The organism is Streptomyces sp. NPDC006458 (genome assembly GCF_040612135.1).
Lineage (GTDB): Bacteria > Actinomycetota > Actinomycetes > Streptomycetales > Streptomycetaceae > Streptomyces.
In genome coordinates this window covers 15511-40235 of record NZ_JBEXPR010000028.1, presented here as the reverse complement: position 1 = coordinate 40235, position 24725 = coordinate 15511, and the positions used below count along the sequence as shown (strand labels likewise).

Below are 24725 nucleotides of genomic sequence, written 5' to 3'. Positions count from 1 at the left end.
CTGGTCTCATGACCGGTTCCATCGAGGCGGGCACCAGCCAGACCCACGGGAACACCCACATCCTGCACTTCCTGGTACGGCTCCCGGGGCCCATGGACACGGTCTGGCCCGCGCTGGCGACCGCCGAGGGGCTGTCCGGCTGGCTGGCCCCGGCCGAGGTCCTGGAGCCACGGCTCGGCGGCGCGGTCGTGCTGCGCGGTCTGGGTACGGGCCGGGTCAGCGCCTGGGACGTGGACCGGATCGCCGAGTACACCGTCGAGGACGGCGGCCGCATCCGCTTCCATCTGGAGCGCGAGGGCGCCGGCGCCAGCGTGCTGCGCTTCACCCACGAGTTCCAGGGCGAGGGCGAGACGGAACAGAGCTGGCGCGCCCGCTTCGAACGGTTGATCGAGATCACGGGTCGACGGTGATCGAGTCCAGCTTGGCCCGCAGATACACGTGCGAGTCCACCGGCTCGTACGCCACCCGCCCGACCGGCGCGGGCACCGACTCCACCCGCGTCCCCGGGGTGCACTCGCCGAAGTAGACCAGGGACATCAGCTCCTCGGCGGGGACGTCGGCGGGCGGCGGCAGCACCCGGTGCCGCCCGGATCGCCACCGGTCCCCGGTCCAGCGCGCCATCAGGTCCCCGATGTTGATCGTGAAGGCCGCCGGATCGAACGGCGCGTCCTCCCAGCCGCCCTCCTCGGTCCACACCTGAAGGCCGCCCTTCCCGGCCTGCCGGTCCAGGATCGTCACCGTGCCGAAGTCGGTGTGCGGCCCGATGCGGAACTGCCCCGGCTGCGGCTCCCCGACGACCTCCGTCCCGGGATACCAGTTGATGTTGAACCCGTACGTCGGATGGTCCATGTGCCGGGAGAAGAAGTCCGGGCCGAGCCCGAGCGCCTGCCCCAGCAGCGTGAGCAGCAGGTTCTCCAGAGCGGCCATCCGGGCGAGGTACTCCTCGCACAGCGGCCGCAGCTCGGGCACCTCGGCCGGGTAGACGTTCGGCGCGTACCACTCGGCGTTGACGGCCGGGTCCTCGAACGGCTCGTGCGTGGCGAAGGTCAGCGACTCCTTCAGATCGGGCGGCGTCTCGGTCCCCTCGGCGTACCCGTTGGCCTCGGCGCCCGGCCCGAGCCAGCCGCGCCCGCCGACCTTCGCCTCGTAGGCCCGCTTGGCCCCGGACGGCAGCAGGAAGAAGCGGCGGGCGGCCGCCCGGACCCGGGCGCGCAGCTCCGCCGGGACGCCGTGCCCGGTGACGAGCAGGAACCCGGCGCCGCGCAGGGCGTCGTCGACGGTCCGCGCGATCCGGGCGCGGGCGCCGGAGTCCCCCTCCGCCCAGGGCCGCAGATCGATGGTCGGGATACGGGGCTCACGCACCGATGTCCTCCTGCCACAGAGCCGGGTCGCTGTCGATGAACGCCCGCATCAGCGCGGTACACGCGGGGTCGTCCAGCAGCATGATCTCCACGCCGTGCTCGGCGAGCCAGTCGTGCCCGCCGTGGAACGTCTCGGCCTCGCCGATCACGACCCGCGAGATCCCGAACTGCCGCACCAGCCCCGAGCAGTACCAGCAGGGCGACAGGGTCGTCACCATCGTCGTCCCGCGGTACGACCGCTGCCGCCCGGCCGCGCGGAACGCCGCCGTCTCCGCGTGCAGGGACGGGTCGCCGTCCTGCACCCGCCGGTTGTGCCCACGGCCGAGCAGCTCGCCGTCGGGCCCGTAGAGCGCGGCCCCGATCGGGACACCGCCCTCGGCGAGCCCCTCGCGGGCCTCTTCGAGCGCGGTCCCGAGCCATACCCGGGCCGCCGCACGGTCCAGCACCTTCATGACATGTCCTCCCGCAGCGCTGCTCCCATCGAACACCCTCGGGGGCCGTGGGCACCCGCACGGACGAGCCGCTGCCGCGGGTGGGGATCCGACGTCAGAGCGGGCTCCAGCGCTGGGACGCCTCCCCCGCACAGGTCGTCGCGTCCACGCCCGCCATGGTGAGGGCCAGGTCCAGGCAGCCGCCGAGGCTGCCGTCGGAGCCGTTGCGCCAGATCTGCGAGGTCGAGCCGTCGCAGGTGTTCACGAAGACGGCCTGGCCGAGCATGTTGGCCGACAGGCAGCCACCGGACTGCTGGTTGACCAGCCGGAAGCCCCCCGAGACGCTCTGCGCCGTCCAGTACGTGGCGGACCCGGAGCAGCCACCGTGGCTGGCAGCGCCGTAGGTCTGGTTGTTCTCGGCCACGACGGAGGGCAGGAGTTGCTCGACGGCGGCGTAGCGGGCCTCGTGGACGCCGAGATAGACGCGGCCCATGCCGCCGGCGCCGATCGCAGTGGATCTCCCGGGCGAGAGCCTCCTGGGTGAGCGGCGCCGACTCGCGGAAGTGCCGGAGCAGTTCGCCGAGGAACTCAGCGGTACTGATCACAAACAGCCCTCTCTGCCGGCGTTGACACGGACGGTTCCCGTGAGTGACGTCCGATACGCCCAGAGTCAGCACGCTCAGTATGGGCGCCACCCCGTGCACAACGTTTCGGACCCTTCCCGCGTCACAGTCCCGAGAAGCCGGTGACGGACGAAGGAGCCACCATGAAATACGGCAGCCTGGCGGCAGGGGCCGCGTCGGCCGCGGCTGTGGTCGCGCTCGCGGTGTGGGTGGACGCGGACGGGACCGGGCGCGGCGGCGACGGGGCTCCGGCCGAGTCGCGGAAGGCGGCGCGGGGGTGTGTCGGCGGGCGGCCGGGGTCCGCCGGAACGGGCGACGCGCCCGAGGACAGCCCGCTGTACCGCACGCTCGCCCGGATCGACGAGCTGGCCACCGGACGGCACTCCGGGGTGTTCGCCGGCCTCGCCGTCGACGAGGACACCAACGCCGCCGACGTCTGGCGCATCCCGTCCACCGCCTTCGAGGAGGCCGTCTGCGCCGCGGCCGAGCAGGGCGTCCGCGTCCGCTTCCACGACGCCGACGCCAACCGCCGCGACCTCGACGCCCTCGCCGATCGGGTCGGCGAGGACATGAGCCGCTGGGAGGGCACCTTCCAGATGCGGGAGGTCGGCGTCGACGAGCGCGGATACGTCAGGATCGGCGTCGACGATCCCGACACCGCCCGCCCGCTGATCGAGCGCGAGTTCGGCACCGAGCACATCAGGGTCGAGCAGGTGGATCAGGCCCGACTGGACTGACCAGGCCCCATCGGCGGGCCCGATGACCCCATCGTCACGCGGAACGAGCCGCTGTCGCCGCCGATTCCATCCACGGTGCCGCAGGCGGTGAGTGAGACGAGGATCGCTGTGGTGATCATTGCTACGGGAGCGCGTCGAGCAATGGTGACTTGCACACTACGGGTGTTCACACGAGGTGCTTTCCGGGCGAGGGACCGGTCTTGCGCCCCTGGTGGCAGGGGACAGGGACGTGGGGTTGCTTCTTTTGTCATGCCTTGATGAGGTCCGCACCCTTCTCGGCGATCATCATCGTGGGTGCCATGGTGTTGCCGCTGATCAGCTTGGGCATGATGGAGGCGTCTGCAACCCGCAGGCCGGTCAGGCCGCGAAGGCGCAGTTGCGGGTCGACCACGGCGTCTTCGCCGGTGCCCATGCGGCAGGTGCCGACCGGGTGGTAGTCGCAGGAGGCGTACTGGCGGATGTAGGTCATGATTTCTTCGTCCGTCTGCAGATGGGTCCCTGGCAGGAGTTCCTCCTTGATGAAGTGGGCCATCTCCGGCTGGGCGAGTACTTCGCGGATGGTCCGCACTTGCCGCAGTGCCATCTCCCTGTCCCGCGGGGCGCTGAGGTACTGGGGGTCGATGAGCGGTTCGGCGGTGGGGTCGTTGCTGGCGAGCTTGACGGAGCCGACGCTTTCGGGGCGCAGGAATGTGGAGTTGATGGTGAAGCCGTGCCCGTCGAGCCGGGTCTGGCCACCGCGTACGACGAGCGCGGGTGCGATGTGGATCTGCATGTCCGGGCGGTCGGCTCCGGGGCTCTTGAAGAAGCCGCCGCCTTCGACGATGACGGATGCGGCCGGTCCGGTGCGCAGGAAGACCCATTGCATGCCGGGAGCGAGGAGCTTGGGGAACCGGTCGAGCCCGTCGTAGCTGATGGGTTCCTTCAAGCGGGAGTGGACGTTGGTGTTGAGGTGGTCCATCAGGTTCTTACCGACGGCCGGGAGGTCGTGGACGGGCCTGATTCCTATCGCGTCGAGTTCGTCCGCTGCTCCGATGCCGGACAGCATGAGCAGGCGCGGGGTGTTGATGGCGCCGCTGGAGAGGATGACCTCGCGGTCGGCGCGCACGATGGTGGAGCCGTAGCCACGGCCGATCTCCACGCCCACGGCTCGTCCCTTCTCGACGACGACGCGGAGTACGCGGGCGCCGGTCTTGAGGGTGAGGTTCTTGCGGCGCCGGATCGGGTGCAGGAAGGAGGTTGCCTGAGAGCGGCGCATGCCCGCGCGGTACGTCACCTGGTACATGCCCGCGCCGTACATGGAGGCGCCGTTGGAGTCGGGGTTGTAGGGCAGCCCCCAGGAGGTGGCGGCGCGGACGAAGGAGGTGCTCAGGATGTGCGGGTTGGTCTGGTCCGACACCGCCTGGGGACCGCCTTGGCCGTGGTAGTCGTCGACGAGGCGGCTGTTGTCCTCGGACTTCTTGAAGTACGGCAGCACGTCGTCGTAGGACCAGCCGTCGTTGCCGAGCGATGCCCAATGGTCGTAGTCCTCCTTCTGGCCGCGGATGTAGATCATGGCGTTGATGGCGCTGGAGCCGCCCAGGGTCTTGCCCTGGGGGTACCAGATACGCCGGTTGTCGAGGTGCGGCTGGGGGACGGTGTGGAAGCGCCAGTTGACCCGGGGGCCGAAGAGCATGCCGATGCCGCCCGGGACGTGGATCATGGGGTTGATGTCGCGGCTGCCGGCTTCCAGGAGCAGAACTTTGACGCTGGGGTCTTCGGTGAGCCGGTTGGCCAGAACGCAGCCGGATGTTCCGGCGCCGACGATGATGTAGTCGTAACTCACGGACGTTCTCCTTGGCTGTCGAACCCCAGGCGGGAGCTCGAGCGGGGGCATGCGGCCCCTGCGTCTTGTGGCGGGATGGTGCCGGGTTGGCGGGTCAGCGCACGACGTCGTCGGATGGCGACAGCAGGGCGTCGAGTTCGTTGCGGGTGGGCAGCAGTTCGCAGTCACCGGGCACGGTGACCGCGTAGGCGCCCATGGCGCAGGCGGTACGCAGCCGCTGTTCGGCGTCGGCGCCGGTGAGGCGTTCGGTGAGATAGCCGGCGACGAAGGCGTCTCCGGCGCCGACGGGGTCTACCAGGTGCACGCTGATGGCGGGCTCGGCGAGCACGGCTCCGTCGATGCACGCCGCGCAGCCGTCACGTCCTGCCTTGATGATCGCTTCCTTCGGGCCCAGCAGCGAAAGGCCCTCGGCCAGCGATGCTGCGGAACCGGTATGGGTATCGAGGACGAGTTGTGCCTCTTCGATACCGGCGAAGACGATGTCCGCCGAACTGACGAGTTCGCGAAGGTGGGGGCGGGCGTGGTTGCGCTCCCAGAGCTTGCTGCGGTAGTTGATGTCGACACTGACAGGCACGGCGGCGGCTTTAGCGGCAGCCAGCGCGTGTTGAACGGTCTTCCGGGCAGAGTCGCTCAAAGCGGGTGTAATGCCGGTCAGATGCACGATCGAGGCTTGCTCGATCAGCTCGGCAGGCAGGTCGGACGGGGTCAGGTGCGAGCCTGCCGATCCCGCGCGGTGGTAGTCGACGTGTACGGCGGTCCCGGCGCGGCAATGGCGCACCATCAGCCCGGTGAAGCTGCGGTCACGGATGGCACGGACGTTGATGGCCTCGGCGCGCAGGCGGCGTTCGATCACATCGCCGGTGGCGTCGGATCCGATACGGCCGACCCAGGTGACCGGGACTCCCAGGCGAGCCGCGCCGATGGCGACGTTGCTCTCGGCTCCGCCGATACCGAAGGTGAAGGCGTGCACATAGTCGAGGGAGCCGGTTCCGATGGCGCTGACCAGGCCCATCGTCTCACCGAGAGTGAGCAGACCGACCGGCGTGCGCCGACTGGGGACAGCGGCGTTGACGGTCATGATGTACTCCGTGCCGCAGCGATGAATCCCAGAGCCTGCCGGGCCCGTACGGTGAGGTCTTTGGTGACTCCGTCGGTGCCGGCTGCGCCGCTGAGGGGGCTGCCGAGTCCGACGGCGGCGGCGCCTGCGGAGATCCAGGCGGGGATGTCGGTCAGGGCAATGCCGCCGGTCGGGATGATGGAGACGTCGGGCAGGGGCCCGTGCACGTCGGTGATGAACCGCGGCGAGGCGGCCGAGGCGGGGAAGAGTTTGACGGCCGGGGCTCCGGCATGGTGCGCGGCGGCGATTTCGGTCGGGGTGAGGGCACCGGGGTAGGCCGGGACTCCGGCGATGCGGGCTGCCGCGACGACGTCCGGCGCGGCGACGGGGGAGACGAGGAAGCCGGCTCCGGCCTCGATGCACATGTCGGCCTGGTCGGCGGTCAGTACCGTGCCTGCCCCGATAGCGATGTCGTCGCCGTAGGCGGCCGTCAGCGCGCGCAAGCAGGACAGGGCTCCGCCGGTGGTCAGCGTCACCTCGATGGCACGCACGCCGGCGCGGACCAGGGCGTCGGTGATGGCGGGAAAGTGGTGGGCGGTCGGGGCGCGCAAAATCGCGATGAGGCCGCTGGCGGTGATGGCCGCGGTGGCGTCGTGTCGCGGACCGGGGACGGGCTCGGCGGCAGAAGCCGGAGTGGGAACGGGGCGTGATGTGACCGTCATACCTGTGGTCCTCCCTGACGTGTCTGGCCGGCGGCCAGATCGAGGGCTTCGAGGAAGTAGTAGTCGCCCCACATGACGCTCTCGTCGATGCCGAGGCCGTTGCGCTGGTGATAGGTGGCGTGGCGGATGATGCCCTGCCAGCCGGGGGTGTCGGCGGCGATGAACTCGGTCGAGCGCAGCGTCGTGAGGATCCGCAGCCCGTAGTCCCGGTAGCGGTCGGCGTCCGCAGTCGAACTGAGGCAGCCGGCGAGGCGGAGCATCGCGGCGGCGGCGATGGCTGCGGCGGAGGCTTCGAACGGCTGGGCGGGCGAGGGATCGTTCCAGTCGTTGGGCGGCACGCCGTGGTCGGGCGTGTGCCCGATGTAGTAGTCGGCGGCACGCCGGGCGGTGTCGAGCATGCTGTGGTCGCCGGTGTGCTCATAGGCGGTGGTGAAGCCGTAGATCGCCCAGGCCTGCCCGCGTGACCAGGTGGAGTCAGCGCGCCAGCCCTGGTGAGTGGCGCTGCGCAGGAATTCGCCGGTGGCCGTGTCGAACCAGGCCTCGTGCAGGGTGCTGCCGTCCCCGCGCATCAGATAGCGGCGGGTGGTGTGGCAGTGGGTCACGGCGATCTTGTGAAGTTCTGGGTCGTCGCTGTAGGCGGCGGCGCGGAAGATGATGCCGACGTTCATCATGACGTCGATGAAGGTGCTGCCGGGGTCGACCCAGGTGCTGAGGTAGCCGCCGGGGGCTTCGAGTCGGCCGGCCATGGTGCGGCCGCCTTCGATGAGGACGTCGCGGCCGCGGGGGTTGGGGTCGAGGTCGTACCAGCGACCCCAGCTGGGTTCGAGGACGAACCCGATGTCGTGGGTGCCGGTGTCGGCTTTGCGCGGCTCGAGCAACTCGCTGTACCGCTCGGCCTGCTGACGCCACCACGGGTCCTGGGTGCGGTCGGCGAAGATCCACATCATGCCGGTCAGGAAGCCGCCGCTCCAGGTCGGAGCCCAGGGGTCGTCCGTAAGGGCCCAGGTGCCGTGTTCGGTATAGGTCGGCATCTGTCCGGGCGCCTTGGTGATGAGGTTGCGGACCTGCTGCTGGGCGAAGGCGAACGCTTCGCCGAAGTCCAGCGTGCGGCCCACGTCTTCGGGGTGGGAGGCAGCGGACCGCTGTGGATGGTGGTCGCGGTGCGAGAAAGCCATGGCGGTGGACCTTTCATCGGGTGGCAGTGGTCAGGCGCGGTGACGCGGCCGGTCAGGAGCCACTCGGGGTTCTGCGCTTGAGGAATGCCTGCACGGCCGCTTTCTGCTCGGCCGTCTCGCAGCAGGCGGCGACGCCATCCGCTTCCACGTCCAAGCCCGCCTCGTAGCCGTGCGTCAGGCCGATGTGGATGGCGCGTTTGGCGCCTGCGACCGCGGTCGCGCTGTGGGCGGCGATCCGGGCGGCGAGGTCGACGGCGGCGGTGACCGGGTCGTCGGCCACCTCGTCGGTGAGTCCGAGCTTGTGGGCGTGCTGGGCGGTGATGAGGTCGCCGGTGAGGATGAGCCGTGTGGCGCGGCTGCGGCCGAGGAGCCGCGGCAGGCGTTGGGTTCCTCCCCAGCCGGGCAGGTTGGCCAAGGTGATCTCGGGCTGCCCGAGGCGGGCGGAGGGCGCAGCGATGCGGAGGTCGGCAGCCATGGCGAGTTCGAGGCCGCCACCGAGCGCGAAACCGTTGATCGCGGCGATGACCACGACGGGAAGCTGCTCGATGCGGTCGAAGACCCGCTGGCCGCGCCGCATCTGCTCGGCTGCCCGGGATCCGCCGATGCCGTCGAGTTCGGTGATGTCCGCGCCGGCGCTGAAGGCTTTCGTCCCGGCACCGGTGATGACCAGGGCCCGGTGGGGATCGGTGCTGGCCTGGGACTGCTCCACCTCGTCGGCCAGGTCGTCGAGGGCGTCGATGAGGGGCTGGTTGAGGGCGTTGCCTTTGCGCGGGCGGTTGAGGGTGGCCAGCAGGACCGTTCCGCGCCGCTCGCGCAGCAGGAGGTCGTCATTCTGCGCCACGACCGTGTTCCTTTCGGGAGGAGGGCAGGGTGAGCCCCATGGGTTGTGCCTGGAAGAGGCGGGAGTCCATCGCATGAAGGTCGGGGCTGATGCGTGGTTTGAACTCGAGGTGATCGAGCACGTCCCGGGTGAGATCCAGGCCTGGTGCGATCTCGGTGAGCTCCAGCCCTTCCTCGGTCAGCCGGAAGATGGCCCGCTCCGTGACGTAGGTGACGGGCTGCCCCGCGCGCAACGCCTGCTCGGCGGAGAAGCTGATCTGGGCGACTTCCTGGACCGCTTTGGTGGGGCGGTTCTCGGGAAGGGTGAGGGGCTGGTCACCGCCTATGGCGTAGTCGCCGCCGACGACGAGGGTGCCGATGAAGACGAGGCGTTTGGCGCCTTGGGAGATGTTGATGAAGCCGCCGACGCCGGGGATGCGGCCGCTGAACCGGCCCACGTTGACGTTCCCGGCGGCGTCCACCTGGGCGAAACTGAGGACCGCGACATCCAGGCCACCGCCGTCGTACCAGTCGAATTGGTGACCGGCGTCGATGGAGGCCTCGGGGTTGACGCACATGCCGAAGTCGCTGCCCCCGACCGGGACACCGCCGATGTGACCCTGCTCGACCGTGAAGGTGACCTCGTCGCTGAGTCCTTCCTCGGCTAGGACGGCGGCCACCCCGTCGGGCATGCCGAAGCCGAGATTGATCACGTCGCCGTGGCGGAGTTCGAGAGCGGCGCGGCGGGCGATGACCTTGCGCACGGACAGCGGCATGGGGGCGTGGGCAGCGGCCGGGGCGCGTAGTTCGCCGGTCATGAAGGGGTCGTCCGCGGTGGCGAAGGACAGCCGCTGGGCGGGGTCGATGACCAGGGCGTCGACGAGGACGCCGGGGACGCGGACCCGCCGCGGGTCGAGGGTGCCGGCCTGGACGAGTTCGCGGACCTGGGCGATGACCAGGCCGCCGCTGTTGCGGGCGGCCTGTGCGGCAGAGAGGGTCTCGGCGAACAGGCCCTCGCCGTCCATGGTGATGTTGCCCTTTGTGTCGGCGCGGGTTCCGCGGATGACGGCGACGTCGATGGGGAAAGCGGGTGTGAACAGCCACTCGCGTCCGGCGAGCTCGATCAGCTGCACGATGTCTTGGGTCGCGGAGGCGTTGAGGCGCCCTCCGCCGAGGCGGGGGTCGACGAAGGTGCCCAGTCCGACGGCGGAGATGGCACCGGGGCGCCCGGCGGCGATGTCGCGCATGAGGTGCGACAGGGTGCCCTGGGGCAGACAGTAGGCCTCGATCTGTTCCGTGAGAGCGAGGTTCTGCATGCTTGGGGTCCAGCCCCAGTGACCGCCGATGACGCGGCGGACCATGCCGGGGTGGGAGAAACGATCGATGCCGCCGCCGTGGCCGTCCCCCATGCCGGAGATGTGCACCAAGGTGAGGTCACGGGGATGGCTCTCTGCCAGGAAGTGGGCTTCCAGGCCAGCCAGGATCGCTGCCGGCTCGTTGACTCCGCCGCCGGACCCGTCGACGAGGACGGTCGCACCGTCCGGCACCAGGGCCGCCGCCTCCTGGGTGTTACAGATTCTCATCGCCACCGCTCCTTGAGGAACTTGCGTGGGTGGCCCGTGCGCGATCGCCGGGCAGAGAAGGGTCAGGACCTGGGCGCATGGACGCCGCCGAAGGCGAAAGTGCCGCTGCGCTTGCCGGTCCGGATGCTCACCGACTTCAGCTCGGTGAACTCCTCGAAGCCGGCCTGCCCCATTTCCCGCCCCACGCCGCTTGTCTTGAATCCGCCGAAGGGCAGGGTCGGCGGGGCGTCAATGGTGGTGTTGACGTAGACGGTGCCGCTCTTGAGCGCTTTGGCCACGGGCAGCACCGTGTCGACGTTCTTGGACCAGATGCTGTTGGCGAGGCCGTAGTCGACGTCGTTGGCCAGGTTGATGGCCTCTGCCACGTCGTGGAAGCGCGAGACCGTCAGCACCGGTCCGAAGATCTCTTCGCGGAAGACGCTCATACCGGGACCGACGCCGTCGAGGATGGTCGGCTGAACGAACAGGCCCTCGTCCAGAGCCGGCCCCGAGGCGCGGGCGCCCCCCGCCACCACGTGGGCACCCTGGTCCGTGCCCTGGGTGATGTGGCCGAGGACCGCTTCCAGGTGTCCGGGGTGGATCATGGCGCCGACGTCGGTGGCGTGATCAAGGGGCTGGCCAACCCTGATCCGCCCGACGCGGGACTTCAGTTCCGCGAGAAAATCGTCGGCAATGCTGTCGTGCACCAGCAGGCGGGCCTGGGAGACGCAGCATTCGCCGTTGTTGAAGAAGGCACCGAAGAGCACACCCTCCGCGGCGTCATCCAAGTCAGCATCGGCGAACACGATGTTGGCGGCCTTCCCGCCCAGTTCCAGGGAGAGCTTCTTGAGGTTGCCCTGCGAGGCGGTGAGGATCTTCCGCCCGGTCGTGGTCGAGCCGGTGAAGGACAGCACGTCCACGCCGTGGTGCTCGGCCAGTGCCTGCCCTGCACGGCCATCGCCGGTGACGACGTTGAGCACACCGTCGGGCAGTCCGGTCTCGGCGTACAGCCGGGCGATCTCCAGGGTGCTGCTGCTGGTCAGCTCCGACGGCTTGACGACCACGGTGCAACCGGCGGCCAGTGCGAAGGGCAGCTTCTGGCACAGGATGAGGGCCGGGAAGTTCCAGGGGGTGATCAGCCCGGCGACCCCGGCGGGTTCGCGGAGCACCAGTCCGGTGTGGTCGGCGCCGTGATTGGTGTAGGTGGTGCCGTGCATTTGGACGGCCAGGCCGGCCGCGTAACGGGTGAGGGCGGCGGCGCCTGCGATGTCGCCCTCGCTGAGGCGGATGGGCTTGCCGCCTTCCTCGGCGTCGAGGGCGGCCAGCAGCGCGCTGTTGGCCTCGATCATGTCTGCGACGCGGTGCAGGATGCGGGCCCGCTCGGTGCCCGTGGCATCCGACCAGATGCCACTGTCGAAGGCGTGCCGGGCAGCCCGGACGGCCTCGTCCACGTCGCCGGCAGTGCCCGCCCCCACGGTGCTGACGACGGCGCCCGTGCCCGGCGCATGCCGCTGCAGTACATCGGCGGGCTCGCGCCAGGACCCGTCGATGAAGTGTCCGCAGATGCGCGGGCGGTTCGTGTCCGAACGTCCGGGAACTTGTGTGGTCTGTGCGGTCATTGCTCTTGCCTCTTTCTCACGGTCGTGCGGTGTTGTCGGCGGCTGTGCGCTAGGCGCGTCCGTGTGCCGCGCGGGATCGCCGCGCGAGTGAATCGACGATCACGGCGATCAGCAGAACGACACCGGTGATGACGAATCGGATGGACGAGCTGAGGTTGAGCAGTGTCAGGCCGCTTGCGATGGCCGTGATGACCGCGATGCCCAGCAAGGCGGAATAGGCGCTGCCCCGTCCTCCGAAGAGGCTGGTTCCCCCGATGACCGCCGCGGCGATGGCGTTCAGGTTGGTGTCGCCCACGCCGCTGCTGGTGCTCGCAGTGGCCAGGCGGCCGGCGGCGAGCAGTCCGCCCAGGGCCGCGAGCAGGGAGCAGAGGGCGAAAGCGGAGATGTAGATGTGGTTCACCCGGATGCCGGCACGGCGGGCCGCTTCGACGGAGCCGCCGACGGCGAACACGGACCGGCCCCACACTGTCCGGGTCAGCAGGAAGTTCATCACCGCGACGAGGGCGACGAAGAGCACGAAGGGCGCGCTCACACCGCGGTCCCGGTTCAGGTACCAGCAGCCGGCCTCCAAGGCAGCCAGGAAGATGCTGGACTTGACGATCGCCGCTATGGGTGCCGGTGTAGACAGGGAATGCCGGCGCCGGCGCCAGTGGCGGGCCAGTTGGGAGGCGAGGTAGCCCCCAGCGATGAGGGCCGCCAGAACATAGGCCACGGGGCGTGCGACGAACGTCTGCTGGCTGAAGCGGACGATCCAGCTGCTGAAGGGGAGGTTGATGGATCCGTTCGTGCCCAGGATGTTCAGCTGCAGTCCCAGCAGTGCCAGTAGTCCGCCGAGGGTGATGACGAACGACGGCACGCTGAACCGGGTGAAGATCATCCCGTAGATGATGCCGATGAGGAGTCCCGCGGCGAGTGCGCAGGCCAGGGCGGTCCACACGGACCAGCCCAGCTGGGTGAGGCCAACGCCGAGAATGGCCGAGGCCAGGCCGCTCATGGATCCCACGGACAGGTCGATCTGGCCAAGCAGCAGGACCAGCACGATGCCCAGGGAGATGGTGCCTACGGCGGCGCACTCGGTGGCGAGTTCGACGAGGTTGGCGCTGGAGAGGAAGAACCCGTTCAGGCTCTGGAAGATGACGGCGATGAGGACCAGGCCGATGACGACCGGCAGCGAGCCCAGATCGCCGCCGCGGACGCGGTCGAGGAAGCCGCGCAGGGTGCCGTGCGCCCGGTCGGGGAGGATGAGGCGTTCGTCTCGCAGGTCGATCGGCGTGGGGGCCGTGCCGGCCGGTGTCTGGTCGGTCTTCGTGGCGCTCATGACGCGGCCCCTTCCGTGTTCTTGGTCGTCACCACGGCGGCCGCCCGGCGTGTGACGGCGCTGTCGCTGGCTCCGGTGATGGCCGCGATGATCTCCTCGTGGGTCACGTCCTTGACCTGGAAGACCCCGTTGTTGCGTCCCAGTCGCAGGACAACAGCGCGGTCGGCCACCTCGCGCACATCGGCCATGTTGTGCGTGATCAGCAGGACTCCGTGGCCGCGGTCGCGGAGCCGTTCGATGAGGTTGAGGACCTCGGCGGTCTGCTCGACGCCCAAGGCGGCGGTCGGCTCGTCGAGGATGACGATGGACGGGTCGCCGATCAGCGAACGCGCGATGGCGACGGTCTGGCGCTGGCCGCCGGACAGTCCGGCGACCAGGGTACGCACTGAGGGGATCTTGGCGGACAGCTGGCGCAGCAGGGTCCAGGCCCGCTCCTCCATGTCTTCTTCACTCAAGGTGAAGCGGGTACGTTCGCAGCCGAGGAACAGGTTGGCGACGACGTCGAGGTTGTCGCACAGGGCCAGGTCCTGGTAGATGGTGGCGATCCCGAGGCTGCGGGACTCACCGGGAGAGGTGATGCTCACCCGCTCATCGTTGAAGCTGATCTCGCCGGAGTCCGGGAGATGTGCGCCGGAGAGGGTCTTGACCAGGGTGGACTTGCCTGCGCCGTTGTCGCCGAGCAGGGCCACGACCTCGCCCGGGTAGATGTCGAGGTCGACATCGGTGAGGGCTCGGACGGCGCCGAAGGTCTTGCTCACGCCCCGCAAGGACAGCAGGGGTCGCGGGTGCCGCGAAGGCGGGGGGATTGATGCGGTAGGGGTGGGAGACGTCATCGTTGCTCCTGGCAGTGCCGGGTTGTGCGGATGGGACGGTGCACCGGGCGGCCGGGGAAGTTCGGTACGCGTCTCCGCTACTTGATGCCGTGCTCGGCACATGCCGCCTGGTAAGGAGAGGTGCACAGCTCGGCTGCCCGCCAGAAGCGGTCACGGATCACGGTCGACTCGATGGTGGACGCCGTGACAGCGACCGGCGGGTTCAGCGTGGCGGGATGCCCGTCCACGGTGGCGGGAGCCTTCGGCGTCTTGCCCTGCGCGAGGTCGTAGGCGGCCGTGGCGGCGGTCTCCGCCTCATGCTGGAAGGAGTTGTACGTCGTCATGTACTGGTTGCCGACGAGGATGGCCTGCAGCCCCGCGAGTGTCGCGTCCAGCCCGGTCATCGGCGGAAGCTGCGAGACACCGGCTGCCTTGAACGCGGCGATCGCACCGCCGGCGTTGCCGTCGTTGGCCGAGTACACGCCGGTGATCTTCTTGCCGAAGCGGGTGATCTGTCCGGCTGCCCACTTCTGCGCGGCTGCGGGGTCCCAGGTGTCGGTGGAGGACAGGACCCTGTAGCCGCTCTTGTCGATCACACTGAGCGCGCCCGCCTTGATAGTGCCCGCGTTGTTGTCGGTGGCGGCGCCGTTCATCATGATGATGCCGCCCCGCGAGGGAGACACCTTGTCGGCCTTCAGTCTGTCGACGAGAGCCTGCGCCTGCAGCTTTCCGACCTGCTCGTAGTCGTTGGACACGACGTACGACAGATCCGGGCTCTTGATGAGACGGTCGTAGGCGACGACGGGGACGTTCTTCGACTTGGCGGCCGTGACGATGCTGGCTGCCGCCACGCCGTCCACCGGGTCCACCACGAGCACATCCGCGCCCTGGGTAAGCATGGACTGTGCCTGCTGCTGCTGCGTTTCGGCGCTGGAGTTGGCGTTGGCGTACAGCAGGCTGCACGAGGGGCACAGCTTCTTCAGATGGGCTCGGAAGTACGGCTTGTCCTTGCCCTCGTATCGCGGAACGGCGGTCTCGGGCAGCAGCAGGGCGATCTTGTAACCGCCGCTGTTGCCCTTGGCCTGCGCGGATGAGGACGAGCTCGGGTTGTTGGTGCTGCACCCGGCCAGGACGAGGACCCCCGTGGCACATGCAGCGAGCAGACGCGCCTTTGCGTATCTCATAGAACGAAACCAACTTTCCAGGACTACCGACCAAGGCTGCGGAAATCGCCGTAATGCGGTCACTGCAGCCGAACTGCGCTCACCGTAGGCCCGACGTTTCGTTCTCGTTAACGCTGTTAGCGAGAGGCAAACACTTGTTTGCGGCCCTGAGGGTCTTCGCGTGCAGACTGTTCCCGGAGCCGTTCGGTATGGGCAAGCACATCCAGGAGTGGGTGGGAAGCGTTGATCAGTCACCAGACGACGGCCGCCGGTGCAGCCACCACGTCACGCCGTGTCCGGGCCGTAGATCACGCGGTGGACGTGCTGCAGGCCATCGCGCGAGCCGCGCATCCCGTCGGAGTGAGTGACCTCGCGCGACGCACCGGCCTGAGCAAGGCGACCGTCCACCACTTGCTGGCCACACTGGAGAGCCGGCGCCTTGTCATGCGGGACGAGGAAACCACCCGCTACCGCCTCGGCTGGGGTCTGTATGAACTTGGAGCCAACGTTGTACGCGACGTGGACCTCTCTCGCGTCGCCCGTCCCTACCTGGACAAACTGGCCGTACAGACCGGCGAGTCGGTCCTGCTGGGCATTCTCAACGACGAGTCGGTGCTCTACCTCGACCGCGGAGAACCTCCCCACGGGCTGCGCATGGTGGCCAACGCCGGCCGACGCGGCCCCTTGCATGCCACCGCCTCCGGAAAGGCACTGCTGGCGTTCGCGGCCGACTGCGAACTCGTCGAGAAGATCCTTAGTGAGCCCCAGCACCGCTACACCAAGACCACCATCACTGACCCGGCCCAGTTGAGGCAGGAGTTGGCACAGGTGCGCCAGCAGGGTTACGCCACCTGCTGGCAGGAACGGGAAGTGGGCCTGTGCTCCGTTGCCGTGACCCTCCGGGACTACACCGGCGCCGTCGTGGGCGCACTGACCGTGGCAGGCCCGGCCACACGGCTGACCTCGCGGAACCTCAGCAGTCACCTCACGCCTCTGCAGGCGGCCCGCCATGCCATCGAGACACGGCTGGGAGCTCAACCGGAGTCCCCGTGAAGAGCCTCTTGCTCGGGCTCTCATGGTGAGTCAACGCCGTGCCGCTCCGCTCGACGGCAGATTCATGCCATGGCACCGGGCGCATCCACATGCGCCCGGACGACCCGCCCAGCGCGCCCCTTACGGCTTCCCCACGACGCGGCGGCACGGGCGACCAGGAACAGCCCCCAGCCCGGACTCGCCTTCCAGATTCTGACTTCCAGAGACCGGACCTGGGAGGTCACACTGGACTGCGCGTACCCGAGTTCGGCCGCCGCGCGGGTGAAACTCAGCACGGTGGCGACCTTCTCGAAGGTGACCAGCAGCCGCAGCTCCATCACTCGCCCTTCGGCTCGTCGTCCTTCCGCGGCCTCTCGTCCTCGCGTGTCCCCTCGTCCTTCGGCTCCGTCGCCTCGCCCAGGGACTTGAGGAACTCGGGGTTGTCGTCCGGCGCGACCCAGCGCGTACGGCTGCCCGACACCCCCGACCAGCCCTCGGCGGCGGGGCTGCGCCGCTTGCCCGCGAGGATCCACGACAGCGAGCCGACGAGCGGGAACAGCAGCACGAGGATCGCCCACAGCGGCTTGGGCATATGGCGGACGTCCTTCTCGTCCGTGCTGATGCAGTCGATGAACGCGTAGATGCTCAGTGCCAGCGGCACGAGGAACATCAGCACCCTGAGCATGGAGTACAGCCCCTTGTGAAGGCGGTGGGGCGTTGTGTCCGGCCCCGGTGACGGGCTCAGGTTAGCCGCTCGGGGATACTTGGCCGCATGGCTTACGACGATCTTCGCTCCCTGCTCAGGGCACTGGAGCGCGACGGGGACCTGAAGCGCATCAAGGTGGAGGTCGACCCGTATCTGGAGGTCGGGGAGATCGTCGACCGGGTCAACAAGGCGGGTGGTCCGGCGCTGCTCTTCGAGAACGTGAAGGGCTCCTCGATGCCCCTCGCGATGAACGTGTTCGGCACCGACCGCCGCCTGCTGAAGGCCCTGGGCCTGAAGTCGTACGACGAGATCAGCGGGAAGATCGGCGGGCTGCTGAAGCCGGAGCTGCCGCACGGGTTCGTCGGCGTGCGCGAGGCGTTCGGCAAGCTCGGCGCGATGGCCCATGTGCCGCCGAAGAAGGTCAAGCCCGACAACGCCCCGGTGCAGGAGGTCGTCCTGCGCGGCGACGAGGTCGACCTGGACCGGCTGCCGGCGCTGTTCACCTGGCCGCAGGACGGCGGCTCCTTCTTCAACCTGGGTCTGACCCACACCAAGGACCCGGAGACGGGCATCCGCAACCTCGGGCTGTACCGGCTCCAGCGGCACGACAAGCGCACGATCGGTATGCACTGGCAGATCCACAAGGACAGCCGCAACCACTACCAGGTCGCCGCCCGCCGCGGAGAGCGCCTCCCGGTCGCCATCGCCTTCGGCTGTCCGCCCGCCGTGACGTACGCCTCCACGGCCCCGCTGCCCGGCGACATCGACGAGTACCTCTTCGCCGGGTTCGTCTCCGGCAAGCGGATCGAGATGGTCGACTGCAAGACGGTTCCGCTCCAGGTGCCCGCCCAGGCGGAGGTGGTCCTGGAGGGCTGGCTGGAGCCGGGGGAGACGCTCCCGGAGGGGCCGTTCGGCGACCACACCGGCTTCTACACGCCGCAGGAGCCGTTCCCGGCGCTGACCATCGACTGTGTGACGATGCGCAGGCGCCCGCTGCTCCAGTCGATCGTGGTCGGCCGGCCGCCGACGGAGGACGGCCCCCTGGGCCGCGCCACCGAGCGCTTCTTCCTCCCCCTGCTGAAGATCATCGTTCCGGACATCGTGGACTACCACCTGCCCGAGGCGGGCGGCTTCCACAACTGCGCGATCATCTCGATCGACAAGAAGTACCCCAAACACGCGCAGAAGGTCATGCACGCGATCTGGGGCGCCCACATGATGTCCCTGACCAAGCTGATCGTGGTCGTGGACTCCGACTGCGACGTCCACGACCTGCACGAGGTCGCCTGGCGGGCGCTGGGCAACACGGACTACGCCCGCGACCTCACCGTCGTGGAAGGCCCCGTCGACCATCTCGACCACGCCTCCTACCAGCAGTTCTGGGGCGGCAAGGCGGGCATCGACGCGACGAAGAAGTGGCCCGAGGAGGGGTACACGCGGGACGGGGGGTGGCCGGACATGGTCGAGTCCGACCCGGACACGGCCGAACGGGTGACGCGGCGTTGGAAGGAATACGGGCTGTGAGCGCCTCCGCCGCCGCGATGCCCCAGCCCGGCAGGGCACGCGCCTTCCTGCGCCTCGTCATGATCGAACACTCGGTCTTCGCGCTGCCCTTCGCGTACATCGCCTCGCTCACGGCGATGTACGAGTGGGACAAGAACATCCACTGGGCGAAGCTGCTGCTCGTCACCGTCTGCATGGTCGGACTGCGGACCTTCGCCATGGCGGTGAACCGGATCATCGACCGGGAGATCGACGCGCGCAACCCCCGTACGGCGCACCGTGAGCTGGTGACCGGCGCGATGTCGGTGAGGCACGCCTGGACGGGCGCCCTGATCGCCCTGGCGGTCTTCCTGGGCGCGGCGGCCCTGCTGAACCCGCTGTGCCTGGCGCTGGCCCCGGTCGCGGTGATCCCGATGGTGGTCTACCCGTACGGCAAACGGTTCACGAACTTCCCGCAGGCCATCCTCGGCATCGCCCAGGCGATGGGCCCGGTGGGCGGCTGGCTGGCGATCACCGGGGAGTGGTCCTGGGACGCGGTCCTGCTGGGCCTGGCGGTCGGCGTCTGGATCGGCGGCTTCGACCTCATCTACGCCTGCCAGGACGTCGAGACCGACCGCGAGACCGGCGTCATGTCGGTCCCGGCGCGCTTCGGCATCCCGGCGGCGATCCGGGGCGCGCGGGTGTGCCATGTCGTCACGACGGTCCTGCTCGCCTGGTACGCCCTGGCCACGGACGCCGGCGCGTTCTTCTGGCTGGGCCTGCTGATCGTGGCGGGCGCCTTCGTCTACGAGCACAACATCGTCCGCCCGCACGACCTGTCCCGCCTGAACCGCGCGTTCTTCTCGGTCAACGGCTTCATCGGCATCGCCCTGTTCGTGTGCGCGCTGCTGGATCTGCTGGTCCGAGGGCTGACTCTCTGACGCGAGTGCGCTCCGCCGACTGAGCAACGTCTCCGACTACAGGCCGCCCGTGGCCGTTCGCGCAGTTCCCCGCGCCCCCAAACGCCACCCCGCCGGGTCCTGCGAGCGCGTGACACCACACCCCGACCCACGAGAGACCGTCGGGCCCCGAGAGGCGCGGGGAACTGCGCGAACACCGACGGGGGACCGGCAGGGGTCAAGGGGCGCGGGGAACTGCGCGACCAGCCACGGCGGACCGGCACGTTCTGAGGGGCGCGGGGAACTGCGCGACCGGCCACGGCGGACCCGCACGTTCTGAGGGGCGCGGGGAACTGCGCGAACGCTTACGACGGGCCGGCAGGCTCAAGGGGCGCGGGGAACTGCGCGACCAGCCACCACGGACCCGCACGTTCTGAGGGGCGCGGGGAACTGCGCGATCGGGCGCGCCGAATCCGCGGCCCGAGGCGGACGGGGCGACCGCCCGTGGACCCCAAGGCACCCGCCCCGGCCTGAGCGACGCCCGTCTCACCGGTACGCTCAAGATGTGAACGCAGGAGAAACGCAGCGCAAGCCTTGGATCGTGGGGGTGTCCGGTGCGTCCGGGACGCCCTACGCGGCGGCTGTACTGCGGGCACTGCTGGACGCCGGGGAGAGCGTCGATCTCGTGGTCAGCCGGGCCTCGCGGCTCACGTTGCTGGACGAGACCGGGATCTCCTTCCGGGACGCCCATTGGAGGGACGACCTGCGGGAATGGCTGGGCAGAGGGGCCGACGGAAAGCCGGACAGCTTCGATGTCGACCTGTCCGGGGTGAGGTACTGGAACGCCGGTGACCTCGCGGCCGGGCCGTCCTCGGGCTCGTACTCCACGAAGGGCATGCTGATCGTGCCCGCCTCCACGGCCTGTGTCGCGGGTGTCGCGCTCGGCCTGTCCAAGGACCTGTTGCAGCGCGCGGCGAGCGTCACCCTCAAGGAGCGCCGCGCCCTGGTCGTGGCCGTACGGGAGACCCCGTTGAACGGCCAGACCCTGCGCCATCTCGTCGCACTCGACGACGCCGGCGCCGCCGTCGTACCCGCCTCACCCGCCTTCTACGCGGGGGCCACGCACATCCAGGACCTGGTGGACTTCGTGGCCGGACGCGTGCTGGACGCGGCGGGTGTCCCGCACGGCCTCTACCGCCGGTGGGAGGGCGGCCTCGGCGGGGCCCGCCCCTCCTGACCGGTTACTCGTACCAAGACCCCATCACTTTTTATCTCGGAAGGCTTCGATCGCATGGACGCGGTGGACAGGCAGCTCATCCAGGCCCTGAGAGAGAACGGCCGGGCCTCCTACGCGGAGCTGGGACGCCTCGTCGGCCTGTCGGGCCCCAGCGTCACCGACCGCATCAACCGGCTGGAGGCGGCCGGGGTGATCACGGGCTACCGGGCCACGGTCGACTCCGCCTCCCTCGGCCTCGGTGTCACCGCCCTCATCGGCATCTCCTTGTCCGACGCCGCCGACCACGAGGACGTGGCGCGCCGGCTGAAGGACTTCACCGAGATCGAGGACTGCTGGTTCATCGCCGGTGACGACTCGTTCATGCTCAAGGTGCGGGCGAGCGACGTGGACGGCCTGGAGAGGATCATCCGGCGGCTCAGCGGGACCAAGGGCGTGTCGCGGACCCGGACCACCATCGTGCTCTCCACGAAGTGGGAGAACCGCGTCGGCGAACTCCCCGACGAGGTCTAGGACCTGAGGGCCTGGTAGGGGTCCCTGCGCCGGTGGGGCGGGGGAGTAACGTGGGGCGGGCTGTCGTAGAAAGGGCAAACGCATGGACGTCGGGCTCAAGCGCGAGCTGGAGGAGAAGGTCCGCTCCGGTGAGCGGCTGACTCGCGAGGACGGCATCGCGCTGTACGAGTCGGACGACCTGGCCTGGCTCGGCGGCCTGGCGCACGAGGTGCGGACGCGGAAGAACGGCGACGTCGTCCACTTCAACGTCAACCGCCACCTCAACATGACCAACGTGTGCACGGCCTCCTGTGCGTACTGCTCCTTCCAGCGCAAGCCGGGCGAGAAGGACGCGTACACGATGCGCATCGAGGAGGCCGTCAAGCTCGCCAAGGCGATGGAGAGCGAGAACCTCACCGAGCTGCACATCGTCAACGGCCTGCACCCGAACCTGCCGTGGCGCTACTACCCGCGCTCGCTGCGGGAGCTGAAGGCGGCGCTGCCGAACGTCTCGCTGAAGGCGTTCACGGCGACGGAGATCCACCACTTCGAGACGATCAGCGGGCTGTCGGCCTCGGAGATCCTCGACGAGCTGATCGACGCGGGCCTGGAGTCGCTGACCGGCGGTGGCGCCGAGATCTTCGACTGGGAGGTCCGGCAGCACATCGTGGACCACCGCACCCACTGGGAGGACTGGTCCCGCATCCACCGCCTGGCGCACGAGAAGGGTCTGAAGACCCCGTGCACCATGCTGTACGGCCACATCGAGGAGCCCCGCCACCGCGTCGACCACGTGCTGCGGCTGCGTGAGCTCCAGGACGAGACCGGCGGCTTCCAGGTCTTCATCCCGCTGCGCTACCAGCACGACTTCGTCGACGTGCAGGACGGCAAGGTCCGCAACACCCTCCAGGCCCGCACCACCATGGCGACCCCGGCCGAGGCCCTGAAGACCTTCGCGGTCTCACGTCTGCTGTTCGACAACGTCCAGCACGTCAAGGTCTTCTGGGTCATGCACGGCGTCCAGACCGCGCAGCTCGCCCTCCAGCACGGCGCGGACGACATGGACGGCTCGGTCGTGGAGTACAAGATCACCCACGACGCGGACAACTACGGCACGCCCAACAAGCTGACCCGCGACGACCTCCTGGACCTGATCCGCGACGCCGGCTTCCGCCCGGTGGAACGCAACACGCGCTACGAGATCATCCGCGAACACGAGTCCCCCGACCCCACCCGCCGAGAATCCCCCCAGCCCATGCGCCTCTGACCACAACCACCCCCTTCCGAGGATCAGCGGGATACCCAACCGCCCCTCTCCCAGGGCCACGGGAAACTCCGCGCCAATCCCCCACGGCACCGCACCGCCCCCGACAGGGGGCGCGAGGAACTGCGCGCCAAGCCACGCACGACCCCACACGGAACAATCCCCCCGCACCCCCCCCGGCAAGGGGCGCGGGGAACTGCGCAACAGGCCACGCACGGCCCCGCACCGGACAAGCTCTCCGCCACCCCCCGACAAGGGGCGCGGGGAACTGCGCGACAAGCCACGCACGCCCCCGCACCGGACAAGCCCTCAGCCACCACCGGGCAAGGGGCGCGAGGAACTGCGCAACAGACCACGAACGGCCCCGCACCGGACAGGCCCTCCGCCACCCCCCGACAAGGGGCGCGGGGAACTGCGCGACAAGCCCCACGGGCCCGCACCGGACAAAGGCCTCCGCCCCCCGCGAGGGGCATGGTGCCGAGTCCGCTCGGGGACGGTGACTGTGAGACTCGGTCCCTGGCCACGTCGTGGTCGCTCGCGCAACTCCCCGCACCCCCGGAGGGCATGAACCCGAGGTGCCTCACGGCGCGCGCGACCCGTCCAGCATCTGAAAGCCGCGGTACAGAACTCCCCGTAATAGCTACGCTTCCTCCGTGGCCCTTACCTTCACCCTCGACCCCGCCATCACCCCCACCCTCCGCGACGGCCTCCTCACCCTCTGGACCGACGTCTCGAACACCGGCGGAGCCGTCGGCTTCGTGCCGCCCGTGACCCGCGAGGACATCCGCCCGTCGCTGCTCAAGCACTTCACCGCGATGGCCGACGGCACCAGCCGCCTGCTGGTCGGCCACGACGAGGACGGCACGGTCGCCGCCACCGCCTTCGTCACGCACAACAGCCACCCCCTGATGAAGCACTGGGTGTGGCTGTACACCGTCATGGTGCACCCCCGTCACCAGGGCCGCGGCTACGGCCGCGACCTGCTGGCCGCCGCCGAGAGGTCCGTCCGCACCCTGGACGGCATCGAGGCCATCCGCCTGACCTGCCGCGGCGGCCTGGGCCTGGAACGCTTCTACGCCTCCTGCGGCTACAAGGAGGTCGGCCGCGTCCCCGACGCCATCCGCGTGGCCCCCGGCGACGACCGGGACGACGTGATCATGCTGCTGCCCCTGGCCTGAGGCCCCCCTCCAAGATCGGCGATCCGGCGTGGTTCACTGGACTGTCGTCCTGTAAGGAACCGGAAGAGTGGAATTGCGATGCTCCGCTACACACTGATGCGCCTCGGAATCTTCGCGGGCTGCCTCGTGGTCGTCTGGGGCCTCGTCTACTCCGGCATCGTCCCGCGGGGCCTCGGCGGCTCCAATGGCATGTGGGTCGTGCTGCTCGCCCTGGTGATCTCGGCGCCCATCAGCTTCGTCGTGCTCCGCAAGGAGCGGGACCGGGCGTCGATGGCGATCGTGCCGAAGGTGGAGCGGATGAAGGCCAGGTTCGAGGCCGAAGCCGGCCAGGAGGACGCCGCGGTCGACGAGGCGGCCCGTACCCGGCAGACTTCGTAACTACCCTTGCTCCCATGGGAGCTGTGAAGACCAAGCGGATGCCGCGCGCAGTCCGTGAGCAGCAGATGCTGGACGCCGCGGTACGGATCTTCGGTCAGCGGGGGTACACGGCCGCGTCGATGGACGACATCGCGGAACTCGCCGGTGTCTCCAAGCCGTTGGTGTACCTCTATCTGAACTCCAAGGACGACCTCTTCACCGCCGTCATACGCCGTGAGGCCGCCGCGCTCATCCGGGCGGTCCGGGAGGCCGTCGACCCGGGCCGGCCCGTCGACCAGCGCCTCTGGGACGGCCTGCTGGCCTTCTTCACGCACACCTCGCGCAACCCCGACGCCTGGTCCGTCCTGCACCTCCAGGCCCGCACCCACGGCGAGCGCTTCGCCGTCGAGGTGGCCGCGATGCGCGCGGAGATGGTCACCTTCGTCACCCGGTTGATCGCGGTCGCGGCGCGGGAGGCCCATCAGGACCCGGATCTCGCCGAACGCGAGGTGGCCGGCCTGGCGGAGGCCCTGGTGGGGTCCGCCGAGTCCCTGGCGACCTGGGCGAACGCGACCCAGGGCGTGACGGCCCGGCAGACGGCGTCGACGCTGATGAACTTCGCGTGGTCGGGCCTGGCACACCTGATGACGGACCAGGGCTGGTCGGCCCGCCCCTAGGACGCGACCCGGCGGCGAAGTTCACCACCCCCGCAGCCGCCCGGTCAGATGCACCCGCCCCCCCGCCGCGCAGCTCGAACCGCCCGTCCCGCGCCCCGTACTCCACGACACCCGGCAGCAGTACGGGCGTGCGGAACTCCACCTCCACCAGCGCCCGCTGCGGCACGCCGTACGCGGCGAGGC

25 protein-coding genes and 1 pseudogene are annotated in these 24725 nt (G+C 69.4%); 11 read left to right on the top strand and 15 right to left on the bottom strand.

The window, feature by feature from the left end; translation table 11 throughout:
- The first annotated feature begins 8 nt into the window (after positions 1-8).
- On the top strand, positions 9-410 hold the full coding sequence (locus tag ABZZ79_RS31045) for a hypothetical protein (RefSeq protein WP_356694405.1): 402 nt from the start codon (positions 9-11) through the stop codon (positions 408-410).
- Here the strand turns inward: ABZZ79_RS31045 and ABZZ79_RS31040 are convergent.
- From ABZZ79_RS31040 to ABZZ79_RS31030, 3 genes are all read right to left on the bottom strand, one after another.
- Positions 394-1362, bottom strand: coding sequence for a 2-oxoglutarate and iron-dependent oxygenase domain-containing protein (locus tag ABZZ79_RS31040; protein WP_356694403.1), 969 nt, complete (start codon positions 1360-1362; stop codon positions 394-396). The two genes, ABZZ79_RS31045 and ABZZ79_RS31040, sit on opposite strands and share 17 nt — an antisense overlap.
- Positions 1355-1813: a nucleoside deaminase gene (locus ABZZ79_RS31035; protein WP_356694401.1), complete on the bottom strand. Its 459-nt coding sequence runs from the start codon at positions 1811-1813 to the stop codon at positions 1355-1357. Before ABZZ79_RS31035 ends, ABZZ79_RS31040 begins: the two co-directional genes overlap by 8 nt.
- Positions 1814-1907: 94 nt before the next feature.
- Complete coding sequence (locus ABZZ79_RS31030) at positions 1908-2285, bottom strand: ricin-type beta-trefoil lectin domain protein (RefSeq protein WP_356694399.1); 378 nt, start codon at positions 2283-2285, stop codon at positions 1908-1910.
- A gap of 273 nt (positions 2286-2558) precedes the next feature.
- Here ABZZ79_RS31030 and ABZZ79_RS31025 point away from each other — a divergent pair, with 273 nt between their 5' ends.
- Positions 2559-3152 (top strand): hypothetical protein, encoded by a 594-nt coding sequence (locus ABZZ79_RS31025; protein WP_356694397.1) that lies wholly within the window; start codon positions 2559-2561, stop codon positions 3150-3152.
- A gap of 247 nt (positions 3153-3399) precedes the next feature.
- Here the strand turns inward: ABZZ79_RS31025 and ABZZ79_RS31020 are convergent, their stop codons facing one another.
- From ABZZ79_RS31020 to ABZZ79_RS30975, 10 genes are all read right to left on the bottom strand, one after another.
- On the bottom strand, positions 3400-4974 hold the full coding sequence (locus ABZZ79_RS31020) for a GMC family oxidoreductase N-terminal domain-containing protein (RefSeq protein ID WP_356694395.1): 1575 nt from the start codon (positions 4972-4974) through the stop codon (positions 3400-3402).
- A gap of 94 nt (positions 4975-5068) precedes the next feature.
- Entirely contained in the window at positions 5069-6052 is a 984-nt protein-coding gene (locus tag ABZZ79_RS31015; RefSeq protein WP_356694393.1) for a sugar kinase, read from the bottom strand.
- Positions 6049-6753: a bifunctional 4-hydroxy-2-oxoglutarate aldolase/2-dehydro-3-deoxy-phosphogluconate aldolase gene (locus ABZZ79_RS31010; RefSeq protein ID WP_356694391.1), complete on the bottom strand. Its 705-nt coding sequence runs from the start codon at positions 6751-6753 to the stop codon at positions 6049-6051. The genes ABZZ79_RS31015 and ABZZ79_RS31010 overlap by 4 nt, the downstream gene beginning before the upstream one ends.
- Positions 6750-7928: a glycoside hydrolase family 88 protein gene (locus tag ABZZ79_RS31005; protein ID WP_356694389.1), complete on the bottom strand. Its 1179-nt coding sequence runs from the start codon at positions 7926-7928 to the stop codon at positions 6750-6752. The genes ABZZ79_RS31010 and ABZZ79_RS31005 overlap by 4 nt, the downstream gene beginning before the upstream one ends.
- Positions 7929-7980: 52 nt before the next feature.
- Positions 7981-8769 carry an enoyl-CoA hydratase/isomerase family protein gene (locus ABZZ79_RS31000; protein WP_356694387.1) on the bottom strand — a complete coding sequence of 263 codons (789 nt, stop codon included), beginning with the start codon at positions 8767-8769 and terminating at the stop codon, positions 7981-7983.
- Positions 8756-10330, bottom strand: a complete 1575-nt coding sequence (locus ABZZ79_RS30995) for a CoA-transferase (RefSeq protein ID WP_356694385.1) — start codon at positions 10328-10330, stop codon at positions 8756-8758. Before ABZZ79_RS30995 ends, ABZZ79_RS31000 begins: the two co-directional genes overlap by 14 nt.
- Positions 10331-10392: 62 nt before the next feature.
- Entirely contained in the window at positions 10393-11928 is a 1536-nt protein-coding gene (locus tag ABZZ79_RS30990; protein ID WP_356694383.1) for an aldehyde dehydrogenase family protein, read from the bottom strand.
- 49 nt (positions 11929-11977) lie between these two features.
- Positions 11978-13246 carry a sugar ABC transporter permease gene (locus ABZZ79_RS30985; RefSeq protein ID WP_356694381.1) on the bottom strand — a complete coding sequence of 423 codons (1269 nt, stop codon included), beginning with the start codon at positions 13244-13246 and terminating at the stop codon, positions 11978-11980.
- Positions 13243-14079 (bottom strand): ATP-binding cassette domain-containing protein, encoded by an 837-nt coding sequence (locus tag ABZZ79_RS30980; protein WP_356694379.1) that lies wholly within the window; start codon positions 14077-14079, stop codon positions 13243-13245. Before ABZZ79_RS30980 ends, ABZZ79_RS30985 begins: the two co-directional genes overlap by 4 nt.
- A gap of 77 nt (positions 14080-14156) precedes the next feature.
- Entirely contained in the window at positions 14157-15242 is a 1086-nt protein-coding gene (locus tag ABZZ79_RS30975; protein ID WP_356694377.1) for a substrate-binding domain-containing protein, read from the bottom strand.
- A 222-nt stretch (positions 15243-15464) separates the two neighbouring features.
- On the opposite strand from ABZZ79_RS30975, the gene ABZZ79_RS30970 reads away from it, so the two are divergent.
- On the top strand, positions 15465-16274 hold the full coding sequence (locus ABZZ79_RS30970; RefSeq protein WP_356694375.1) for an IclR family transcriptional regulator: 810 nt from the start codon (positions 15465-15467) through the stop codon (positions 16272-16274).
- Positions 16275-16471: 197 nt separating this feature from the next.
- Here the strand turns inward: ABZZ79_RS30970 and ABZZ79_RS30965 are convergent.
- Positions 16472-16591: pseudogene (locus tag ABZZ79_RS30965) on the bottom strand (LysR family transcriptional regulator); the annotation flags it as partial.
- The gene (locus ABZZ79_RS30960; protein ID WP_356694373.1) at positions 16591-16938 is read right to left on the bottom strand and encodes a PLD nuclease N-terminal domain-containing protein; all 348 of its coding nucleotides are present in this window, start codon (positions 16936-16938) and stop codon (positions 16591-16593) included. The gene ABZZ79_RS30960 and the pseudogene ABZZ79_RS30965, both read right to left, overlap by 1 nt.
- Before the next feature lie 87 nt (positions 16939-17025).
- Here ABZZ79_RS30960 and ABZZ79_RS30955 point away from each other — a divergent pair, with 87 nt between their 5' ends.
- The 8 genes from ABZZ79_RS30955 to ABZZ79_RS30920 all read left to right on the top strand — a co-directional run bounded on the left by ABZZ79_RS30955 (position 17026) and on the right by ABZZ79_RS30920 (position 24542).
- The gene (locus ABZZ79_RS30955; RefSeq protein ID WP_356694371.1) at positions 17026-18483 is read left to right on the top strand and encodes a menaquinone biosynthesis decarboxylase; all 1458 of its coding nucleotides are present in this window, start codon (positions 17026-17028) and stop codon (positions 18481-18483) included.
- Positions 18480-19382, top strand: a complete 903-nt coding sequence (gene mqnP, locus ABZZ79_RS30950; RefSeq protein ID WP_356694369.1) for a menaquinone biosynthesis prenyltransferase MqnP — start codon at positions 18480-18482, stop codon at positions 19380-19382. The genes ABZZ79_RS30955 and mqnP overlap by 4 nt, the downstream gene beginning before the upstream one ends.
- Before the next feature lie 523 nt (positions 19383-19905).
- Entirely contained in the window at positions 19906-20577 is a 672-nt protein-coding gene (locus ABZZ79_RS30945) for a UbiX family flavin prenyltransferase (protein ID WP_356694367.1), read from the top strand.
- Positions 20578-20631: 54 nt separating this feature from the next.
- The gene (locus ABZZ79_RS30940; RefSeq protein ID WP_356694365.1) at positions 20632-21087 is read left to right on the top strand and encodes an Lrp/AsnC family transcriptional regulator; all 456 of its coding nucleotides are present in this window, start codon (positions 20632-20634) and stop codon (positions 21085-21087) included.
- Positions 21088-21169: 82 nt separating this feature from the next.
- Entirely contained in the window at positions 21170-22333 is a 1164-nt protein-coding gene (gene mqnE / locus ABZZ79_RS30935; RefSeq protein WP_356694363.1) for an aminofutalosine synthase MqnE, read from the top strand.
- A gap of 650 nt (positions 22334-22983) precedes the next feature.
- Positions 22984-23508, top strand: coding sequence for a GNAT family N-acetyltransferase (locus tag ABZZ79_RS30930; protein WP_356694361.1), 525 nt, complete (start codon positions 22984-22986; stop codon positions 23506-23508).
- A 78-nt stretch (positions 23509-23586) separates the two neighbouring features.
- Positions 23587-23886, top strand: a complete 300-nt coding sequence (locus tag ABZZ79_RS30925) for a DUF4229 domain-containing protein (protein ID WP_356694359.1) — start codon at positions 23587-23589, stop codon at positions 23884-23886.
- A 14-nt stretch (positions 23887-23900) separates the two neighbouring features.
- A complete protein-coding gene (locus ABZZ79_RS30920) occupies positions 23901-24542 on the top strand; it encodes a TetR/AcrR family transcriptional regulator (protein ID WP_356694357.1) in 642 nt (213 codons plus the stop codon).
- Positions 24543-24725: the final 183 nt, after the last annotated feature.

Coding starts and splice junctions, on each gene's coding strand:
- ABZZ79_RS31025 (WP_356694397.1), top strand. CDS start 2,559: ATGAAATACGGCAGCCTGGCGGCAGGGGCCGCGTCGGCCGCGGCTGTG.
- ABZZ79_RS30955 (WP_356694371.1), top strand. CDS start 17,026: ATGGCTTACGACGATCTTCGCTCCCTGCTCAGGGCACTGGAGCGCGAC.
- ABZZ79_RS30985 (WP_356694381.1), bottom strand. CDS start 13,246: ATGAGCGCCACGAAGACCGACCAGACACCGGCCGGCACGGCCCCCACG.
- ABZZ79_RS30925 (WP_356694359.1), top strand. CDS start 23,587: ATGCTCCGCTACACACTGATGCGCCTCGGAATCTTCGCGGGCTGCCTC.
- ABZZ79_RS31045 (WP_356694405.1), top strand. CDS start 9: ATGACCGGTTCCATCGAGGCGGGCACCAGCCAGACCCACGGGAACACC.
- ABZZ79_RS30940 (WP_356694365.1), top strand. CDS start 20,632: ATGGACGCGGTGGACAGGCAGCTCATCCAGGCCCTGAGAGAGAACGGC.
- ABZZ79_RS30960 (WP_356694373.1), bottom strand. CDS start 16,938: ATGCTCAGGGTGCTGATGTTCCTCGTGCCGCTGGCACTGAGCATCTAC.
- mqnE (WP_356694363.1), top strand. CDS start 21,170: ATGGACGTCGGGCTCAAGCGCGAGCTGGAGGAGAAGGTCCGCTCCGGT.
- ABZZ79_RS30980 (WP_356694379.1), bottom strand. CDS start 14,079: ATGACGTCTCCCACCCCTACCGCATCAATCCCCCCGCCTTCGCGGCAC.
- ABZZ79_RS31010 (WP_356694391.1), bottom strand. CDS start 6,753: ATGACGGTCACATCACGCCCCGTTCCCACTCCGGCTTCTGCCGCCGAG.
- ABZZ79_RS31030 (WP_356694399.1), bottom strand. CDS start 2,285: ATGGGCCGCGTCTATCTCGGCGTCCACGAGGCCCGCTACGCCGCCGTC.
- ABZZ79_RS30995 (WP_356694385.1), bottom strand. CDS start 10,330: ATGAGAATCTGTAACACCCAGGAGGCGGCGGCCCTGGTGCCGGACGGT.
- ABZZ79_RS31005 (WP_356694389.1), bottom strand. CDS start 7,928: ATGGCTTTCTCGCACCGCGACCACCATCCACAGCGGTCCGCTGCCTCC.
- ABZZ79_RS30975 (WP_356694377.1), bottom strand. CDS start 15,242: ATGAGATACGCAAAGGCGCGTCTGCTCGCTGCATGTGCCACGGGGGTC.
- ABZZ79_RS30920 (WP_356694357.1), top strand. CDS start 23,901: ATGGGAGCTGTGAAGACCAAGCGGATGCCGCGCGCAGTCCGTGAGCAG.
- ABZZ79_RS31035 (WP_356694401.1), bottom strand. CDS start 1,813: ATGAAGGTGCTGGACCGTGCGGCGGCCCGGGTATGGCTCGGGACCGCG.
- ABZZ79_RS31015 (WP_356694393.1), bottom strand. CDS start 6,052: ATGACCGTCAACGCCGCTGTCCCCAGTCGGCGCACGCCGGTCGGTCTG.
- ABZZ79_RS30990 (WP_356694383.1), bottom strand. CDS start 11,928: ATGACCGCACAGACCACACAAGTTCCCGGACGTTCGGACACGAACCGC.